This window comes from Streptomyces sp. SGAir0957, from assembly GCF_043523415.1.
Genome location: NZ_CP027293.1, coordinates 1826196 through 1843674 on the forward strand (window position 1 = coordinate 1826196; position 17479 = coordinate 1843674).

Genomic DNA, 17479 nt, shown 5'->3' on the forward strand with positions numbered 1-17479 from the left:
TACGTACGGGAGTTCGTGCGAGCGGCCGATGTCGGGACATGGCGGGAAGCGGCGCTGCGGTCCATGTCACGGCGCCGATAGCGTCACTGGCCCTTCCTCCTTCTTCCTCCGTCATGTACCAGGTACGACCTCCGGCGCGACCGACGACGCACAGCACACGACAGGGACGGCAACCCATGGCCGAGACCGAACGTCACACACCGTACGAGTCGGCACAGTACGAGCGGTACGAGGGCGGCAGCCCCGAGGCGGAGCGCCTCGTGTTCGAACGCCTCGCCCGCGAGATCATGGCGGTGCAGGTCGCGAACCGGCGGGCCGTTGGCGCCCCGGGCCATGAGCGGACCTTCCACGCGAAGGCCGCGCTCGGTGTGGAGAACGCCCGCCTGCGGTTCGCCGACGACCTCCCGGCCGCGCTGCGCGGCGGCTTCGCCCAGCCGGGCGCGGACTATCCGGCGACGGTCCGGCTCTCCAACGCCAGCGGGATGCGCGGCCCCGACGGAGCGCCCGATCTGCACGGGATCGCCGTGCGCGTCCAGGTGACGGGTGACGAGAGCCACGACCTGCTCGCGACGAGCTTCCCCGTCTCGCACGCGAGCAACGCCCGCGAGTTCGTGGCGTTCGCCAAGGCGATGGCCGGCGCGCGCACCCCGTTGCAGAAGGCGTTCGGCCTGTTCGTGAGGTTGCCGCTGGCGGTGGGGCTCTCCACCGCGGCCCGGATGCGGCGCAACGTCCAGGCGGCGACCCGGCAGAAGGTCACCAGCCTGGCGCGCGAGACCTACTGGAGCCGGGGCGCGCTGCTGTGGGCGGAGGCGGGCCCGGTCCGCTATCTGTTCCGGCCCGCGGCGACCGGCGGCGGCGCACCGCACCCGGACCGGAGCGACCCGGACTTCCTGCGCAAGGAGCTGGGGCAGCGGCTGTCCCGCGACGACGTCGCCTTCGACCTGTGCGTGCAGCGCTACGTGGACGAGCGGCGCACGCCCGTCGAGGACGCGGCCGTCGAGTGGGAGGACGCGATCACGCCGCCGATCGTGGTGGCCCGGCTGACGATCCCCCGGCAGGACATCACGACGGCCGAGGCGGGGTCGGCGGCGCGGCGCGTCGAAGGGCTGTCGTTCAACCCGTGGTTCACGACGGACGACTTCCGTCCCCTCGGCAACATCAACCGGGCCCGCAAGGCCGCCTACCAGGCGAGCAGCGCCCAGCGGCACGACCTCCGGTTCACCACGACGGAGCCGGTCAGGAACCGTGTCCTGGACGTGCCGTTCGCGTTCGCCTTCCGCGTCCTGAACCGGGCCGTGCCCTGGCACCGGCTGCCGGTCGACGCGAGCCTGCTCAACCTCGTCTTCCTGCGCAAGGTGCTCCGCCGCCTCAACCTGATCGACACGGACGTGCCCGAGGCGCCGCCGAAGGCCGTGCCCGTGCCGGTCCCCGTCGACGAGCGGCTGCGCACCTCACGCTCGTACGACGGGACCTATAACGATCTGTCGGCGCCGAAGATGGGCGCGGTCGGCGCGGCGTTCGGCCGCAACCTGAAGCCGCGGTACCGGCCCGACCTCTTCGACACCCCGAACCCGGTGACGGTCAGCCGTCAGCTGCTGACCCGGGAGAGCTTCGTACCGGCGACGTCCCTGAACATCCTGGCGGCGGCCTGGATCCAGTTCCAGGTGCACGACTGGGTCAACCACCGGCGCTACCCGGAGGGCGGCAGGACGGTCGAGGTGCCGCTGCCGCCGGGCGGGGGCACGTGGACGAACACGCCGGGCGGGCCGCAGGAGAGCGTGATGCGGTTCGCCGAGAACGAGGGCATCGAGGTGCCCGGCGACCAGCCGCCCGTCCTCTTCGGGAACACCGCCTCGCACTGGTGGGACGGGTCCGAGGTGTACGGCGGCGACGAGACGACCGCGCGGCAGCTGCGCGAGCCGGAGGGCGGCGCCAGGCTCCTGCTCGACGGCGGGCACATCCCGATCGACCGGGGCGGCATCCCGATCACCGGGTTCAAGGACAACTGGTGGATGGGGCTCAGCGCCATGCACACGCTGTTCGCCCGTGAGCACAACGCGGTGTGCGACGCGCTGCGCGCCGAGTACCCGTCGATGAGCGAGGACCGGATCTACCACACGGCCCGGCTGGTCGTCTCCGCGCTCATCGCGAAGATCCACACGGTGGAGTGGACCCCGGCGATCCTCGCGACGAAGGCGATCGACATCGGCCTGCGCACCAACTGGGAGGGCCCGCCGAGGAACTGGCTGAACCAGCTCGGCCTGTGGCTCCTGGAGGCGCACTCCCTCACCGGCATCCCGAAGACGCTGCCCGACCACCACGGGGCGCCGTACTCGCTGACCGAGGACTTCGTCACCGTCTACCGGATGCATCCGCTCATCCCCGACGACTACGAGCTGCGCGAGTTCCACTTCGGGCAGCGCCTGGAGACCGTCGGCTTCCACGACATCCAGGGCGCGGCGGCGGAGAGCCAGATCCGCAAGACGGGCCTCGCGAACACGCTCTACTCGTTCGGTATCGCGCACCCGGGCGCGATCACCCTGCACAACTACCCGAAGTCGCTGCAGCAGTTCCAGCGCGACGGCGAGATCATCGACCTCTCGGTCGTCGACCTGGTGCGCACCCGCAGGCGCGGGGTGCCGCGCTACAACGACTTCCGGGCGGGCCTGCACAAGCAGCGCATCCAGCGCTTCGAGGACCTCACCCGCGAGCCGGAGACCCTCGCCCGCCTCAAGGAGGTGTACCGGACGGTCGACGAGATCGACACGGTCGTCGGCCTGTTCGCGGAGAACCCGCCGACCGGCTTCGGCTTCTCGGACACAGCGTTCCGCATCTTCATCCTGATGGCGACGCGCCGGCTGCAGAGCGACCGGTTCCTCACCGTCGACTACCGTCCGGAGATCTACACCCCGCTCGGCATGGACTGGGTGGAGAAGGGCGGCATGAAGTCCGTCGTCCTGCGGCACTGCCCGGACCTCGCGTCCCTGCTGCCGCGCGAGGCCAGCGCGTTCGCGCCGTGGCGTCCGGTGTCACCGGTCGCCGGCGGCGACAACGGTGGCGGTGGAGGCACCGATGACGCCGGCTGACGGCAACGCGGGCAGCCGGGGCCTCGACGACCTCCTCTCCCGCCCGTTCCTCCAGACGGTCTGGCGGCGCCGCACCCACCGGGTCTCCCGGGGCGCGTCGGTGCCCGCCGGGTCGATGAGCTACCGGTCCCCGCACGAGGCGCGGCCGCTGACCGAGCTGGAGGAGGCGGTGCTGATCGCGGTCACCGGCTCCACCGGCCTGACCATGCCGGACCGCCCCTTCGAGGACCCGCGCGACGGCAAGCCCATCATGGCCAAGCCGAACCTGACCATGACGGGCCGCACGGCGGGCAGCCCCGACAACGCGCAGGGCACGTACTTCTTCCTGATCAACGACAGCGGCACGTACTTCCTGCGCAAGCTCGACCCGGCCCCGCACGAACCGTTCGACGCGCAGACTCTGATCGAGCGCGCCCGGCGGACGAAGGTGCGGATCCTCGACCACCGCCTCGACGTGGCCGAGGGCCTGCGCGACTTCCCGGCCTACCTGGACTCCAACCGCTTCCTGTCCAATCTGCCGGGCACGACCGTGCTCTTCCCGGTCGTCGACCTCTCCCACCAGTACATCAACGCGCTGATGTACCTGCTCACCCAGCCGGACGGGGCGCGGCCCACCTTCGTCGACGACCGGAACCTCTACCGTCCGGCGGGCGTGAAGAAGTGGATGGACAACGGGTTCCTGAACAAGGACCTGAAACTCCCCCTGGGCGCGCTCGGCCCGCTGCGCACCCAGATCGAGGCGGACCTCCTCCTGCAGAACGTGATGCTGACGGCGGAGGCGATGGGCCTCGGCGCCTGGATCCACGCCTCGGTCAACCCGCAGATCGCGCTCGGCGACCCGAAGTTCAGCAAGGTGTACGGCCGGATGCTCGGCTTCACGTTCGTCACGCCGCGCTGGCGCCTGGCGGACCTGTGGCGCTGGCACGTGCCCCTGCCCAAGTACGCCACGCTGCGCTCGCACCCGGTCGGCCTGACCGACCCGGCGACCGGCGAACCGCTGATCGCCGCCGCCTGCCCGCCCGCCCACGCCTCGATGTCGGACGCGGTGGACGCGGTCGTCGAGTCGAAGTTCGGCACCGGCGGCACCTACGCCGACAAGGACGTCTTCACCCGCATCTACAAGGAGGACTACGGCCAGCACTACCTCGCCGAGGCCAGCGAGTACGACGAGCGGGTCATCGACTGCGCCCGCGACGTCTGCACGTACATCCTGTCGACGCACCGCCGCTTCCCCGCGCACACGGACGCCATCCACGTGCCCGGGATCTGGCTCCAGGCGCACCACGTGGAGGGCGAGTACTACGAGCGCTTCTTCACCAACGGGCTGACCGACGCGCACCGGGCGCACGACACCCTCTGGGACGGTGAGGCGATGAGTTAGGAGAGGTCCGGGAGTCACCCCTCATGTCCTGCCACGCGCCACCGCTCGCCCTGGAGGGTGACCCCGATGCCCGAGACCTCCACCGCTCTGCACGATGTCCTGGAGCCGCACGTCACGAAGGGTCCGGTGCCGGGAGCCGTGGGCCTGGTGGCCCGCGGCGACCGGGCCGAGGTCGCGGTCGTCGGCCACGCGGACGCCGAGGGGACGGTGCCGCTCGCCCGTGACTCGCTCTTCCGCCTCGCCTCGATCAGCAAACCGGTCGTCGCGGCGGCCGTGATGATCCTGGTGGACGAGGGCCGCCTCACCCTCGACGCGCCGATCGGGCGCTGGCTGCCCGAACTGGCCGACCCGGTGGTCGTACGGGACCCGGCGGGCCCGGCCGGTGACGTCGTGCCGGCGAGACGGCCGATCACGGTGGAGGACGTGCTGACGTCCCGCGCGGGCTGGGGCTTCCCCACCGACTTCACCCTGCCCGCCGTGCAGCCGGTCTTCGCGCTGACGGACCCGCACGACCCGCAGCACGCGCCCGGCCCCGACACCTGGCTGGCGGCGCTCGCCCGCGTCCCGCTCCTCCACCAGCCCGGCGAGGCGTGGCTCTACAACACCTGCTCCGACCTCCAGGGCCTCCTGATCGCCCGGGTCACGGGGCAGCCCCTGCCGGACTTCCTCGCCGAGCGGATCTTCGAGCCGCTCGGGATGCGCGACACCGGTTTCGCGGTCCCCGCCGCGAAGCGCTCGCGCTTCACCAGCTGTTACGTACCCACGGCCGACGGGGGTGCCGAGCGCGTCGACACCCCCGACGGCCGGTGGAGCAGTCCGCCCGCGTTCCCCTCCGGCGCGGGCGGGCTCGTCTCCACCGCCGACGACTGGTGGGCGTTCGCCCGGATGCTCCTCGCGGACGGCGCCCCCGTGCTCTCGCCCGAGTCGGTACGCCTGATGACGACCGACCACCTCACGGCGGCCCAGCGCACCGACAGCGACCTGTTCACGCTCGGCTCGGGCTGGGGCTACGGCGGCTCCGTCGACGTCGAACGCCGCGACCCGTGGAACGTGCCGGGCCGCTACGGCTGGGTCGGCGGCACCGGTACGGCCGCCCATCTGACCCCGTCGACCGGCACGGTGACGATCCTGCTGACCCAGCTCTCCCTCACCGGCCCGTCACCGCTGCCGCCGCTCATGCGGGACTTCTGGGCGTACGCGGCTCAGGGGTGAGCACCCGGGCCCGGCACTCCCCCGGCGTCCCCCACGCGTCGCGCAGCGCCCGCGCCTTCATCAGCCACAGGCTGAGCTCGAACTCGGCGGTGTAGCCGATGGCGCCGTGCAGTTGCAGCGCGGTACGGGCCGCCGCGTACGCCGCCTCGCCCGCGGCCACCTTGGCGGCGGCGAGGTCCGCGGGGCGCATGGTCACCGCCGCCCCGAACACGAGCGGCCGGGCGAACTCCAGGCCGATCAGGGTGTCGGCGAGCCGGTGCTTGACCGCCTGGAACGCCCCGATCGCCACCCCGAACTGCGTCCGCCGCCGCACATGCGCCACGGTCCGGTCGAGCAGCGCCCGCCCGACGCCGAGGGCCTGCGCGGCGGTGGCGAGCCGGGCGAAGGCCTGCGCGTGCGCGGCGGCGTCCCGCACGGCCGGGCCCGCGGCCGGCCGCTCACCGCCCGGCAGCGGCCGGGCGTACCGGCGGGCCGGATCGAGACCGGGCCGGACGGGGCCGTGGCCGGGGGCGAGGCGCAGGGTCCAGGGGTCGCCGCCCTCCACGACAAGGAGCCGGCCGGCGGCGTCCGGGTCCAGGACGTACGGGCCGCTCCCGGGGAGGCCGAGCGTGACCATGGCGTCCGCCTCCCCGGGGACGCGGAGGCGGCCGCACAGGGCTGCCGCCGCCAGCGATTCGACGTATGGCCCCGGCACCGCGTGGCGGCCCAGCTGCTCGCAGGCCAGTGCCAGTTCGACGGGGTACGGGTCAGGCGCCGCGAGCGCGAACACCCCGAGTCCGGCGATCCGGCGCCACAGGGTGCGGCCGGGTGCGAAGTCGCCCTCGGCCCAGGCGCGGGCCGCCCCGGGCACGTCCGACTTGCCGAGCAGCGCGTCGAGCGTCCGGCCGAACTCGCGCTGCTCGGCGTCGAGGAGGAACCGCATCAGCGCCGCCCCTTCGGCAGGCCGAGCAGGCGCTCGGCGATGAGATCGCGCTGGATCTCGTTGGTCCCGGCGTAGAGGGGCCCCGCGAGGGAGAAGACGTACCCCTCGGACCAGGGACTGTCCGCCAAGTCACGCTCCGGGCCGCTGAGTTCGAGGGCGGTCTCGTGCAACGCCACGTCGAACTCCGACCAGAACACCTTGTTCATGCTGGACTCCGCCCCGACGTCCTGCCCTTCCATGGCGCGGGAGGCGTGCGCCCAGGTGAACAACTCGTAGGCGCGGGCCCCGATCACGGCGTCGGCGACGCGGTCGCGCAGCGCGGTGTCGCCCGTCGCCCGCCACTGGTGCGCCAACGTGGCCGCGCTCGCGAGGAACCGGCCCGGGGAGCGCAGCGTCAGGCCCCGTTCGCTGCCGGTCGCGGACATGGCGATGCGCCAGCCCTGCCCCGGCTCCCCGATGACGTCGGCGTCGGGCACGAACACGTCGTCGAGGAAGAGTTCCGCGAAGGCCGGTTTGCCGTCGAGGCGCGGGATCGGCCGGACGGTGGCGCCGGGCGCGCGCAGGTCGAACATGAGGTAGGTGAGGCCGCGATGGGGCTTGTCGGTGCGCGCCGTGGCGGGGTCGCTGCGGAACAGGCCGAAGGCGCGGTCGGCGAAGGGCGCGCGCGAGGACCATGTCTTCTGCCCGTTGAGCACCCAACCACCCTGGACACGGGCAGCGGTTGAGCGCAGGGAGGCGAGGTCGGACCCCGCCTCCGGTTCGGACCAGGCCTGCGCCCAGACCGTCTCCCCGCTCGCCATGGACGGCAGCACCCGGTCGCGCTGCTCCTCGGTGCCGTAGTCGAACAGGGTCGGCGCGAGGAGGTTGATGCCGTTCTGGGTGACGCGCCCGGGGGCCCCTGCCGCGTAGTACGCCTCCTCGAAGAGCAGCCACCGTACGAGCCCCGCGCCCCGGCCCCCGTACCGCTCGGGCCAGGAGACGACGGACCAGCGGTCGGCGGCCAGTTCGCGCTCCCAGGCGCGGTGCGCGGCGAACCCCTCCTCGGTCTCCAGGGAGGGCAGCGGCTCGTCCGGGACGTGTGCGGCGAGCCAGTCGCGCGCCTGCGCCCGGAACGCCGCGTCGTCGGCGTCGATCGTCAGGTCCATCGGACTCGCGCCCCCTTTTCACCTAACAACTGTTTGGTAGATTAGCCGTCAGCGCCGACATCCGTCGACACCCGGAGGTACGCGTATGAGCCCGCCGCCCCCGTACGAGCCCGGCCACCATCTCCTCGCCGGCCGCACCGCCGTGATCACCGCGGCGGCGGGCGCGGGCATCGGCGGCGCCACCGCCCGCCGCTTCCTCGAAGAGGGCGCGCGCGTCGTCGTCGGGGACGCGCACGCGCGGCGGACCGCCGAGACCGTCGAGGCGCTGGCGAAGGAGTTCGGCGCCGACCGCGTGACCGGCATCCCGTGCGACGTCACCGACGAGGACCAGGTGCAAGCCCTGTTCGCGCTGGCCGACGCGGCCCACGGCGGCCTCGACATCGTCGTGAACAACGCGGGCCTCGGCGGCACCGCCGCGCTGACCGAGATGACGGACGAGCAGTGGGCGAAGGTCGTCGACACGACGCTGACCGGCACGTTCCGCTGCACGCGTACGGCATTGCGGCTGATGAAGGCGGCGGGCCGCGGCGGCGTCATCGTCAACAACGCCTCCGTGCTCGGCTGGCGGGCGCAGGCCGGGCAGGCGCACTACGCCGCCGCCAAGGCCGGGGTGATGGCGCTGACGCGCTGCGCCTCCGTCGAGGCGGCCGAGCACGGCATCCGGGTCAACGCGGTGTCGCCGAGCCTCGCCATGCACCCGCATCTGGCGAAGGTGACCTCGCCGGAGCTGCTCGGCGAACTGACCTCGCGCGAGGCGTTCGGCCGGTACGCCGAGCCGTGGGAGGTGGCCAACGTGATCGTGTTCCTGGCCAGCGGCTACTCCTCGTACCTGACGGGCGAGGTGCTCTCCGTCAGCGACCGGCACGCATAGCCGACCCCCAGAGACCCAAAGCCCCAGAGACCCTGAGCCCCGTGAGACCGGAATGGAGTCGATCATGCCCGAGGCGTACATCGTGGACGCCGTGCGCACCCCGGTGGGCCGGCGCAGGGGCGGCCTGTCCGCCGTGCACCCCGCCGACCTGGGCGCGCATGTACTGACCGCGCTCATGCGGCGCACCGGCGTCGACCCGGCCGCCGTGGAGGACGTCGTGTTCGGCTGCCTCGACGCGGTCGGGCCGCAGGCCGGTGACATCGCCCGCACGTCGTGGCTGGCGGCCGGGCTGCCGCAGGAGGTGCCGGGCGTGACGATCGACCGGCAGTGCGGCTCCTCGCAGCAGGCGGTGCACTTCGCGGCGCAGGGCGTGCTCTCCGGCACCCAGGACCTGGTGGTCGCGGGCGGCACGCAGAACATGTCGATGGTGCCGATCGCGTTCGCGTCCCGGCTGGCGGCCGAGCCGCTCGGGCTGACGCAGGGCCCGTTCGCGGGCAGCGAGGGCTGGCGGGCCCGCTACGGCACACAGCCCGTCAACCAGTTCCACGGCGCGCAGCTCATCGCCGAGAAGTGGTCGATCTCCCGGCGGGCCATGGAGGAGTGGTCGCTCCGCTCGCACCAGCGGGCGGTCCGCGCCGTCGACGAGGGCCGGTTCACCCGCGAGACGGTCCCGTACGGCGGCGTCACCGCCGACGAGGGCCCGCGCCGCGACACGACCCTGGAGAAGATGGCGGCGCTCACCCCCGTCCTGGAGGGCGGCACGATCACGGCGGCCTGTTCCTCGCAGGTGTCGGACGGCGCGGCCGCGATGCTGCTCGCCTCCGAGCGGGCGGTGCGCGAGCACGGCCTGACGCCCCGGGCCCGCGTCCACCATCTCTCCGTACGCGGCGAGGACCCGATCCGCATGTTGTCCGCGCCCATCCCGGCGACGGCGTACGCGCTGAAGAAGACCGGTCTGTCGCTCGACGCCATCGACCTCGTGGAGATCAACGAGGCGTTCGCCCCGGTCGTCCTCGCCTGGCTGAAGGAGACCGGCGCCGACCCGGCGAAGGTCAATGTCAACGGCGGCGCGATCGCCCTCGGCCACCCCCTGGGCGCGACCGGGGTACGCCTGATGACGACGCTGCTGCACGAACTGGAGCGCACGGGCGGCCGGTTCGGGCTCCAGACGATGTGCGAGGGCGGCGGCCAGGCGAACGTGACGATCATCGAGCGTCTGTAGGCAGCGGGGCCGCCCCGAGCCTCGCCAGCGTCTCCTCCGCCTCCGCCATGATCCGGTCCACCAGCTCCTGGCACGACGGCAGGTCGTCGATGACGCCCGCGACCTGCCCGGACGCCATGACACCGCCACGCGGGTCCCCGTCGACCATCGCGGACTTGAGCATCATCGGCGTGTTGGCCGCGAGCAGCACCTGGCTCCAGGTCAGCTCCTTGCCGTGCCGCATCGCGCGCCCGTCGCGGACCATCCGCGCCCAGCTCACCCCGGACACCTTGCGGAACGCGGCCGCGTGGCGCACCGCCCGCAACAGCGCGGCGGGCCGCCCCGCGCGTTCGAGCCCGGCGACGAGTTCGCTGCGCAACATGCGGTGCGGCAGCCCGTCGACGGCGGTGGTGACGGTGATGTCCTGCACACCGGCCGCGAGATAGCGGGCCTTCACCACGTCCGGCACGGTCGAGTCGGAGGTGAGAAGGAAGCGGGTGCCCATGGCGATCCCGGCGGCACCGTGGGCGAGCGCCGCGACGAGCCCGCGCCCGTCGCGGAACCCACCGGCGGCGATCACGGGAATGTCGACGGCGTCGACGACCTGGGGCAGCAGCACGGTCGTCGCCACGTCCCCCGTGTGCCCGCCGCCCTCGCCGCCCTGGACGACGACGGCGTCGGCGCCCCACGCCGCGACCTTCTCGGCGTGCCGGCGCGCCCCGACGGACGGGATGACGACGACCCCCGCGTCCTTCAGCTCCGCGATCAGCTCACGGGACGGCGCGAGCGCGAACGAGGCCACCCTCACGCCTTCGTCGACGATGACGCGCACCCGCTCCCGCGCGTCCCCGGCGTCGGCCCGCAGATTGACCCCGAAGGGCCGGTCGGTCCGGGCCTTCACCTCCCGTACGGCGGCGCGGAGCCGGGACGTCGTCATGGTCGCGGAGGCGAGGAACCCGAGCGCCCCGGCCTCGGCGGAGGCGGAGACGAGCCGGGGCCCGGCGACCCAGCCCATGCCGGTCTGCACGAGCGGGTGGCGCACGCCGGTGAGGTCGGTGAGGGCGGTCCGCAGGACGGGGGCGCCGCTCACGCGGGCACCTCGCGGTGGCGGAGCCCGTCCGGGTCCAGCTCCTCCCGGATCAGTCGCAGCTCCTCGGCGGTCGGCTCCCGGGTGTACGGGATCTCGTCGGGCAGCGCCGGCGCGAACCCGGTCGCCTCGCGCACCTGGGCGACCGTGACCCCGGGGTGCAGCGACGCGAGCCGCATCGTGCGGTCCGGGGTGGCGAAGTCGAGCACGGCCAGGTCGGTGACGACGCGCCGCAGCTGGTGGAAGCGGGTCGCGGAGGGTCCGGCCGCGGCGGCACGGTCGTGGCCGACCCCGCTCACCATGTCGACCTTGTCCACGAAGACCCGGCGCGAGTGTTTCGCCACCCAGTAACTCACCGGATTGTTGAGCGTGTTGACCGGGCCGCCGCGCACCCCGAGGAGCTGGCGGGCCGGGCGGTGCCAGTCGCCGATGCAGGAGATGTTCTGGTTGCCGGACCGGTCGAGCTGGCTCGCGCCCATCATCACGTGCCGCCGCCCGCTCGCCACCAGCTCCAGGTGCTGGCGGTAGGGCAGCCAGCCCTCGCACTCCCCGTCGGGCCCGATCAGCATGGCCTCGCCGTCGGTGAGGAGCAGGTCGGGGGCGAACGTACGCCGCGCGAGGCGCGCCCCGATGCCGGGGATCAGCCCCATCGGGCTCGCCAGCAGCTCGCCGTCGCCGCGCCACGCCTCGGCGCAGGCGATCACGCAGTGGTCGGCGCGGGTGGCCGTCGGGGCGCCGGGCTCACTCGGGTCGCTCATCGGGGTTCCCCCTCCCGCTCCTGCCGCCACGCCTCGACGGCGGCCTGGTACTCCTGCTCGTCCCCGGCCAGGAAGCGCGCCCGGAACTCCTCGAAGGGCGTGGTCGCGTACAGCTTCTGGAACGCCTCGTCGCGGCCGTGGTCGGGCGCGCAGGACGTGAAGTGCGCCCCGTTCGGCGCCTCGACGACGCCGGTGACGCGGTGCCGTTTGACGAGGAGCGACTGCGGGGGCCCGCCCTTGGCGAGTTCGGCGCTGTCCACGATCCGCTCGCAGGAGAGGTACGCGGCGTCTGCGGCCGAGCAGAAGAGGTCGTCGAAGTACGGGTCCGGGCCGAGGTACTGGCCGTTGCCGCGCCGGTCGGCGCGGTTCAGGTGGACGAGAGCCGCGTCCAGGCGCAGGGCGGGCATCGCGACGAACGTCTCCCCGTCCTCGTACGGCGACGTGACCGTCCGCAGGCCGGGGTTGACGCGCAGGACGTCCGAGCCGAGCCCCGCGCGCACGGGCAGGAACGGCAGCCGGTTCGCGGCGGCGCGCAGCCCCCACATGAACATGGCCTCGTCGATCTCTGTCAGCTCGATACGGCCCTGCTCGCGGGCGGCGCGGAAGTGCGGTTCGAGGGGGATGGAGTCGAGGGTGGCGAACGGCGCGACCAGCTTGCGGATCTTCCCGGCGGCGGCGAGCAGGCCCACGTCGGGGCCGCCGTAGGAGACGACGGTGAGGTCGGTGACGTCGCTGCGCAGGAGGGCCCGCACGAGTGCCATGGGTTTGCGGCGCGAGCCCCAGCCGCCGATGCCGAGCGTCATGCCGCTGCGCAGCCGCCCGGCCACGTCGTCGGCGGAGAGGGTCTTGTCGGGGGCGCTCACTTCGCCTCCCCGGGAGCGGTGCCGAATGCGGCGCGGACCCGGTCGGCGACGCCGCTGAGGTTCGCCTCGAAGGTGAAACCCTGCTCGTAGCGGTAGCTGCGGCGCACGTCCACGGGGTCGATGCCGTTGAGCGCGGCTTTGGCGAGCCGCAGGAGGTAGCCGTCCTTGCGGGCGATCTCACCGGCCAACCCCATTGCTTGCGCGCGTAGTTGTGCGCGGGGGACGACCTTCCACACCGACCCGTGCGCGTGCAGCTCGGCGGCGGTGACGGTGCGCGAGGTGTAGTAGAGGGCGCGCATCAGGTGCTGCGGGACCAGGCGGGCCAGGTGGGTGGCGGCGCCGAGCGCGCCCCGGTCCAGCTCGGGCAGGCCGAAGGTGGCGTCGTCGCTGGCGACGATCGCGTCGGCGTTCCCGACGAGCCCGACCCCGCCGCCCAGGCAGAACCCGTGCACGGCGGCGACGACCGGCACCTCGCACTCGTACACGGCGGCGAAGGCGGCGGCGCAGCCCCGGTTCGCGCCGATCAGCGCGGTGTGGCCGCTGTCGCGCTGCATCTCCTTGAGGTCGACCCCGGCGTTGAAGCCTCGGCCGGTGGCGGTGAGCAGGACGCAGCGCACGTCGGGGTCGCGGCCCGCCGCGCGGACGGTGTCGGCGAGGTCGTACCAGCCCTGTACGGGCAGGGCGTTGACCGGGGCGTAGTCGACGTCGACGACGGCGACGGCCCGCGCGGGGGGCGAGGAACCGGCGTACGAGGCGTATGACAGAGAGACGGGCATGAGCGGCACCGCCACCTTCCGACCTAACATTTGTTAGGTGGAAGGTAGCAGCGAAGCCGCACACGGAACAGAAGGGCGCCTCGGCGGGCGGACTTCAGTGGGCCGACCTCAGTGGGCCGACCTCAGTGGGCGGACGGGTCGCGTTCGGACTCGTGCCAGCCGGCGTGCAGCGCCTGGTACTCCTCCACGGTCGCCTTCGGCACGTACGAGCCGGGCCCGTACATCGCCTTGGCGAGCCGCGCGCGGACCCGCTGGCGCACGGTGAACTTCCGCGCCACCCCGTTCTCGTCGACCCGCGGCCCCAGCTCGTAGGGTGCGGGCTGCTCGTGCAGGTTCAACTTGTACAACTCGGCGCGGCTGAGCGGTTCGTGGACCTCGATGTACTCGCCGTGCGGCAGCCGTTTGATCGTGCCGGACTCACGGCCGTGCAGGGACTTCTCGCGGTCACGGCGCTGGAGCCCGTTGCAGATCCGCTTGGTGACGAAGAACGCGAGCACGGGCACGACGAAGAAGCCGATCCGCACCGCCCACGTGATGGCGTTGATGGACAGATGGAAGCGCAGCGCCACGATGTCGTTGCCCCCTCCGATCAGGAGAACGCCGTACAGCGACAGCCAGGCGACACCGAGCCCTGTGCGCACGGGACGGTTGCGCGGGCGCTCGGCGATGTGATGCTCGCGCCGGTCGTGGGTGACCCACGCCTCCACGAACGGATAGACCGCGATCAGGGTCATGACCAGGGGGAACAGCATGAACGGAATGAAGACGCCCAGCTGTAACGTGTGCCCCCAGACGTTGATCTCCCATCCCGGCATCACCCGGATCAGGCCCTCGGAGAAGCCGAGGTACCAGTCGGGCTGGGCGCCGGTCGTCACGAGGTGTGTCTGGTACGGCCCGAAGGCCCAGACGGGGTTGATCGTGGCGATCGCGCCCATGAACGCCAGGAGCCCGAAGACGAGGAAGAAGAAACCGCCGGCCTTCGCCACGTAGATCGGCAGGAAGGGCGCGCCCACCACGTTCCGCTCCGTGCGTCCCGGGCCCGCGAACTGGGTGTGCTTGTGGTAGAAGACCAGGATCAGATGGGCCACGACCAGGCCGAGCATGATGCCGGGCAGCAGCAGGATGTGGACCGGATAGAGCCGGGCGATGAAGTCCTCGCCGGGGAACTGGCCGCCGAAGAGGAAGAACGACAGATACGTGCCGACGATCGGCACCGACAGGATCGCGCCCTGCGAGAAGCGGAGCCCGGTGCCGGAGAGCAGGTCGTCGGGGAGCGAGTAGCCGGTCAGGCCCGTGACGATGCCGAGCATCAGCAGCGTCCAGCCGAACAGCCAGTTGACCTCGCGGGGCTTGCGGAACGCGCCCGTGAAGAAGACCCGCATCATGTGGCAGAGCATCGCCGCGACGAAGACGAGCGCGGCCCAGTGGTGCATCTGCCGGATGAGCAGCCCGCCGCGCACCTCCATGCTGATGTCGACCGTCGACTCGTACGCCCGCGTCATGAGGATGCCCTTGAGCGGTTCGTACGAGCCGTTGTAGACGACCTCGGCGTTGCTCGGCTCGAAGAAGAACGTCAGATAGGTGCCGGTGAGGATGAGGATGATGAAGCTGTAGAGGCAGATCTCGCCGAACATGAAGGACCAGTGGTCCGGGAAGATCTTGCGCATCTGGGACTTGGCGAGCTGGTAGATCCCGAGACGGCCGTCGGCCCAGTCGGCGAGGCGCTCCCCCTTGCCCGGGGGGTTCGCACGCCGCCCTTCGCCGCCGTCCCTGTCGCCGTCGCTGCCATCGCTGCCGTCGCTCATGCGACTCCCCCTCGAAGCCCGGTGAGGCGCGGACAGGGTCTCAGGGTAGAGCGCGGGCGGTGCGGCGGACAGGGGGCGGCGCGGGGTCACATCACTCGCTCTCCCCCGCGGCGCGACGTCACATCACTCGCTCTCCCCCGCCCTGTCGCCGCGCTCCGCCAGCCGCTCCATGGCGTCCTCCACGGTCCGCGTGTGCGCCCAGGCGGCCTTGACCGCCGCGTCCGGGTCGCGGCGCGCGATCGCGTCGGCCAGGTCGTCGTGGGCGGAGGCGCCCGGCAGCTCGGGGGTCCAGTCCGGGACGAGCGTCTCGATGCTGTGCCGCACCGACGCCGTGATGCTCTCGTAGAGATCGGTCATCAGCGGATTGCCGCTCGCCGCGACGACCGCCCGGTGGAACTCCAGGTCCCGGTCCACGAACGCGACCACGTCCCCGCGCTCGTCGGCACGGCGCCGCGCGAGCAGCGCCGACAGGATGCGGGCCAGGTCCTCCTCGCCGCGATGCAGGGCGGCGGCGGGCGCGGCCTCCCGCTCCAGGGCCAGGCGGACCTGGAGCACATGCCTCAACTCGGCCCGGCGCAGGCGCCGTTGCAGAGCGGCGTTGAGGTCGCTGGCGGCACGGACGTACGTGCCGTCGCCGCGCCGCGCCTCCAGGAGCCCCGTGTGGCATAGCGCGCGGACCGCCTCCCGCACCGTGTTCCGCCCGACCCCGAACACCTCGACGAGCTGCCCCTCGGCGGGCAGGCGGTGCCCCACGGGCCAGTCGCCGCGCTCGATGCGCTGCTCGATGCGGTGGATGGTCTGCTGGACGAGGGTGGGGTGCAAGGCGGGGCCTTTCTTATGGAGGCGTGGCTTCAAATATCCCATATCTGTGCGCGGTGCGCCGCGCTCATGGCCGCGCTGGAGCGGGGCTACACCCGGCGTGAGGCGGGGCTACGCGCCCCGACGGTCGCCCCGATGGCCCGAAACATGGGATGTTACGTTGGACGCATGCCGCACAGTGCCGACCCTTCGACCCCTGCTCCGACCCCTGCTCCGACTCCAGCCCCGACCCAGGCCCCGCCCGTCGGCGCGGCCGCGGCCGCGCCGCCCCCACCCCTGCCCGTGGCGGGCGCGCTGCTCGCGGCGGGCATCCTGCTCATCGCCATGAACCTGCGGCCGGGCGTGGTGTCGGTCTCCCCCGAACTCGACACGATCCGCGGCGCGACGGGCCTGAGCGGTTCACTCGCCGGGCTCCTCACCACACTGCCGATCCTGTGCTTCGGACTCCTCGCCCCCTTCGCGGCGAAGCTGTCCCGGCGGATCGGGATGACGCGGGCGCTCGGCGTCATGATGGCGCTGCTCACGGCGGGCATCGCGGTGCGCCTGGCCCCCGGGCTGCCCGCGCTCTTCGCGGGAACGGTGCTGCTCGGCGCGGCGATCTCCCTGTCGAACGTGCTCGTGCCCAGCGTCATCAAGCGCCACTTCCAGCACCGTACGGGCCTGATGATGGGTCTGTACTCCGTGGCCCTGTTCTGCGGCGCGGCCCTCGCGGCCGGGGTGACGGTGCCGCTCGGCGACGCCCTCGGGCTCGGCTGGCGCGGGGCGATCGGGGTGTGGGCGGTGCTCTCTGCGCTGGCGTTCGTGGTGTGGCTGCCGCAGTTGCGCCGCTCGGACGCGCCGACCGCGGTCGCCGGGGACGCGGCCGTCGCCCGTACCCCGCTGCGGCACTCCCGCCTCGCCTGGCAGATCACTCTCCTCATGGGGCTCCAGTCCCTGGAGTACTACGCGTGCGCGGCGTGGATCCCCGCGATGCTGACCGACCAGGGCATGTCGTCGGCGCAGGCCGGCTGGATGCTGTCCCTGATGAGCCTGGTGGGGATCGCCGGTTCGCTCGCCTTCACGGCGCTCGTCGGACGGTCCCGGAACCAGGTGGCGTTCGCGCTCACCGGCACGGTGCTGTTCCTCGTCTCGCTGATCGGCCTGATAGTGGCGCCCGTCGGCGGGGCGTACGCGTGGATGCTCATGCAGGGTTTCGGCTCAGGACTGCTCATCAGCACGGCACTCGCGGTGATCGTGCTCCGCTCCCCGGACGCGGCGCGGGCCGCCGAGATGTCCGGAATGGCGCAGGGGGTCGGGTACTTGCTGGCGGCGGCGGGCCCGTTCCTCCTCGGCGCGCTGCACGACGCGACCGGGGGCTGGACGGTTCCGTTGGCGCTGCTCGCGGTGGTGTGCGTGCCGATGGGGATCGCGGGCGTCGGGGCGGGACGGGCCCGGCAGTTGGCGCGATGAGCCGGTGACCGATCCCGGGGGCACGGGCGCGGGGAGATAGGCTTTCGCGGCAGGTGGTCCACAAGGGACCGCAGAAGGCGCGAGTGAAGGCGAATCGCCTCAGT

The 17479-nt window shown here is 72.6% G+C and carries 14 protein-coding genes; 6 read left to right on the top strand and 8 right to left on the bottom strand.

Going from position 1 to position 17479, the window contains the following annotated elements:
- The first annotated feature begins 176 nt into the window (after positions 1 to 176).
- The 3 genes from C1N81_RS13295 to C1N81_RS13305 all read left to right on the top strand — a co-directional run bounded on the left by C1N81_RS13295 (position 177) and on the right by C1N81_RS13305 (position 5679).
- On the top strand, positions 177 to 3086 hold the full coding sequence (locus tag C1N81_RS13295) for a peroxidase family protein (RefSeq protein WP_394429009.1): 2910 nt from the start codon (positions 177 to 179) through the stop codon (positions 3084 to 3086).
- Positions 3073 to 4467 carry a hypothetical protein gene (locus tag C1N81_RS13300; protein WP_394429010.1) on the top strand — a complete coding sequence of 465 codons (1395 nt, stop codon included), beginning with the start codon at positions 3073 to 3075 and terminating at the stop codon, positions 4465 to 4467. Before C1N81_RS13295 ends, C1N81_RS13300 begins: the two co-directional genes overlap by 14 nt.
- Positions 4468 to 4533: 66 nt before the next feature.
- Positions 4534 to 5679, top strand: coding sequence for a serine hydrolase domain-containing protein (locus C1N81_RS13305; RefSeq protein WP_394429011.1), 1146 nt, complete (start codon positions 4534 to 4536; stop codon positions 5677 to 5679).
- Here C1N81_RS13305 and C1N81_RS13310 read toward each other — a convergent pair.
- Positions 5642 to 6601 carry an acyl-CoA dehydrogenase family protein gene (locus C1N81_RS13310; protein WP_394429012.1) on the bottom strand — a complete coding sequence of 320 codons (960 nt, stop codon included), beginning with the start codon at positions 6599 to 6601 and terminating at the stop codon, positions 5642 to 5644. The two genes, C1N81_RS13305 and C1N81_RS13310, sit on opposite strands and share 38 nt — an antisense overlap.
- Positions 6601 to 7746, bottom strand: a complete 1146-nt coding sequence (locus C1N81_RS13315) for an acyl-CoA dehydrogenase family protein (protein ID WP_394429013.1) — start codon at positions 7744 to 7746, stop codon at positions 6601 to 6603. Before C1N81_RS13315 ends, C1N81_RS13310 begins: the two co-directional genes overlap by 1 nt.
- 85 nt (positions 7747 to 7831) lie before the next feature.
- Between C1N81_RS13315 and C1N81_RS13320 the strand changes: the two genes are divergently transcribed.
- Complete coding sequence (locus tag C1N81_RS13320) at positions 7832 to 8617, top strand: SDR family oxidoreductase (RefSeq protein WP_394429014.1); 786 nt, start codon at positions 7832 to 7834, stop codon at positions 8615 to 8617.
- Between the two features lie 64 nt (positions 8618 to 8681).
- On the top strand, positions 8682 to 9839 hold the full coding sequence (locus tag C1N81_RS13325) for an acetyl-CoA C-acetyltransferase (RefSeq protein WP_394429015.1): 1158 nt from the start codon (positions 8682 to 8684) through the stop codon (positions 9837 to 9839).
- Here C1N81_RS13325 and C1N81_RS13330 read toward each other — a convergent pair.
- From C1N81_RS13330 to C1N81_RS13355, 6 genes are all read right to left on the bottom strand, one after another.
- Complete coding sequence (locus C1N81_RS13330; protein WP_394437920.1) at positions 9823 to 10890, bottom strand: NAD(P)H-dependent flavin oxidoreductase; 1068 nt, start codon at positions 10888 to 10890, stop codon at positions 9823 to 9825. The genes C1N81_RS13325 and C1N81_RS13330 overlap by 17 nt on opposite strands.
- A 14-nt stretch (positions 10891 to 10904) precedes the next feature.
- Positions 10905 to 11663, bottom strand: coding sequence for a CoA-transferase subunit beta (locus C1N81_RS13335; RefSeq protein WP_394429016.1), 759 nt, complete (start codon positions 11661 to 11663; stop codon positions 10905 to 10907).
- Positions 11660 to 12526, bottom strand: a complete 867-nt coding sequence (locus C1N81_RS13340; protein ID WP_394429017.1) for a CoA transferase subunit A — start codon at positions 12524 to 12526, stop codon at positions 11660 to 11662. The genes C1N81_RS13335 and C1N81_RS13340 overlap by 4 nt, the downstream gene beginning before the upstream one ends.
- Entirely contained in the window at positions 12523 to 13302 is a 780-nt protein-coding gene (locus C1N81_RS13345) for an enoyl-CoA hydratase family protein (RefSeq protein ID WP_394429018.1), read from the bottom strand. Before C1N81_RS13345 ends, C1N81_RS13340 begins: the two co-directional genes overlap by 4 nt.
- A gap of 122 nt (positions 13303 to 13424) precedes the next feature.
- Positions 13425 to 15107 (bottom strand): cytochrome bc1 complex cytochrome b subunit, encoded by a 1683-nt coding sequence (locus tag C1N81_RS13350; RefSeq protein ID WP_394429019.1) that lies wholly within the window; start codon positions 15105 to 15107, stop codon positions 13425 to 13427.
- Between the two features lie 123 nt (positions 15108 to 15230).
- A complete protein-coding gene (locus C1N81_RS13355; protein WP_394429020.1) occupies positions 15231 to 15929 on the bottom strand; it encodes a FadR/GntR family transcriptional regulator in 699 nt (232 codons plus the stop codon).
- A gap of 165 nt (positions 15930 to 16094) precedes the next feature.
- On the opposite strand from C1N81_RS13355, the gene C1N81_RS13360 reads away from it, so the two are divergent.
- Positions 16095 to 17375 carry a CynX/NimT family MFS transporter gene (locus tag C1N81_RS13360; RefSeq protein WP_394429021.1) on the top strand — a complete coding sequence of 427 codons (1281 nt, stop codon included), beginning with the start codon at positions 16095 to 16097 and terminating at the stop codon, positions 17373 to 17375.
- Positions 17376 to 17479 lie beyond the last annotated feature (104 nt).

What these genes read in the sequence shown, in the direction of transcription:
- C1N81_RS13295 (WP_394429009.1), top strand. Translation starts at nt 177, where the DNA reads ATGGCCGAGACCGAACGTCACACACCGTACGAGTCGGCACAGTACGAG.
- C1N81_RS13300 (WP_394429010.1), top strand. Translation starts at nt 3,073, where the DNA reads ATGACGCCGGCTGACGGCAACGCGGGCAGCCGGGGCCTCGACGACCTC.
- C1N81_RS13305 (WP_394429011.1), top strand. Translation starts at nt 4,534, where the DNA reads ATGCCCGAGACCTCCACCGCTCTGCACGATGTCCTGGAGCCGCACGTC.
- C1N81_RS13310 (WP_394429012.1), bottom strand. Translation starts at nt 6,601, where the DNA reads ATGCGGTTCCTCCTCGACGCCGAGCAGCGCGAGTTCGGCCGGACGCTC.
- C1N81_RS13315 (WP_394429013.1), bottom strand. Translation starts at nt 7,746, where the DNA reads ATGGACCTGACGATCGACGCCGACGACGCGGCGTTCCGGGCGCAGGCG.
- C1N81_RS13320 (WP_394429014.1), top strand. Translation starts at nt 7,832, where the DNA reads ATGAGCCCGCCGCCCCCGTACGAGCCCGGCCACCATCTCCTCGCCGGC.
- C1N81_RS13325 (WP_394429015.1), top strand. Translation starts at nt 8,682, where the DNA reads ATGCCCGAGGCGTACATCGTGGACGCCGTGCGCACCCCGGTGGGCCGG.
- C1N81_RS13335 (WP_394429016.1), bottom strand. Translation starts at nt 11,663, where the DNA reads ATGAGCGACCCGAGTGAGCCCGGCGCCCCGACGGCCACCCGCGCCGAC.
- C1N81_RS13345 (WP_394429018.1), bottom strand. Translation starts at nt 13,302, where the DNA reads ATGCCCGTCTCTCTGTCATACGCCTCGTACGCCGGTTCCTCGCCCCCC.
- C1N81_RS13350 (WP_394429019.1), bottom strand. Translation starts at nt 15,107, where the DNA reads ATGAGCGACGGCAGCGATGGCAGCGACGGCGACAGGGACGGCGGCGAA.
- C1N81_RS13360 (WP_394429021.1), top strand. Translation starts at nt 16,095, where the DNA reads ATGCCGCACAGTGCCGACCCTTCGACCCCTGCTCCGACCCCTGCTCCG.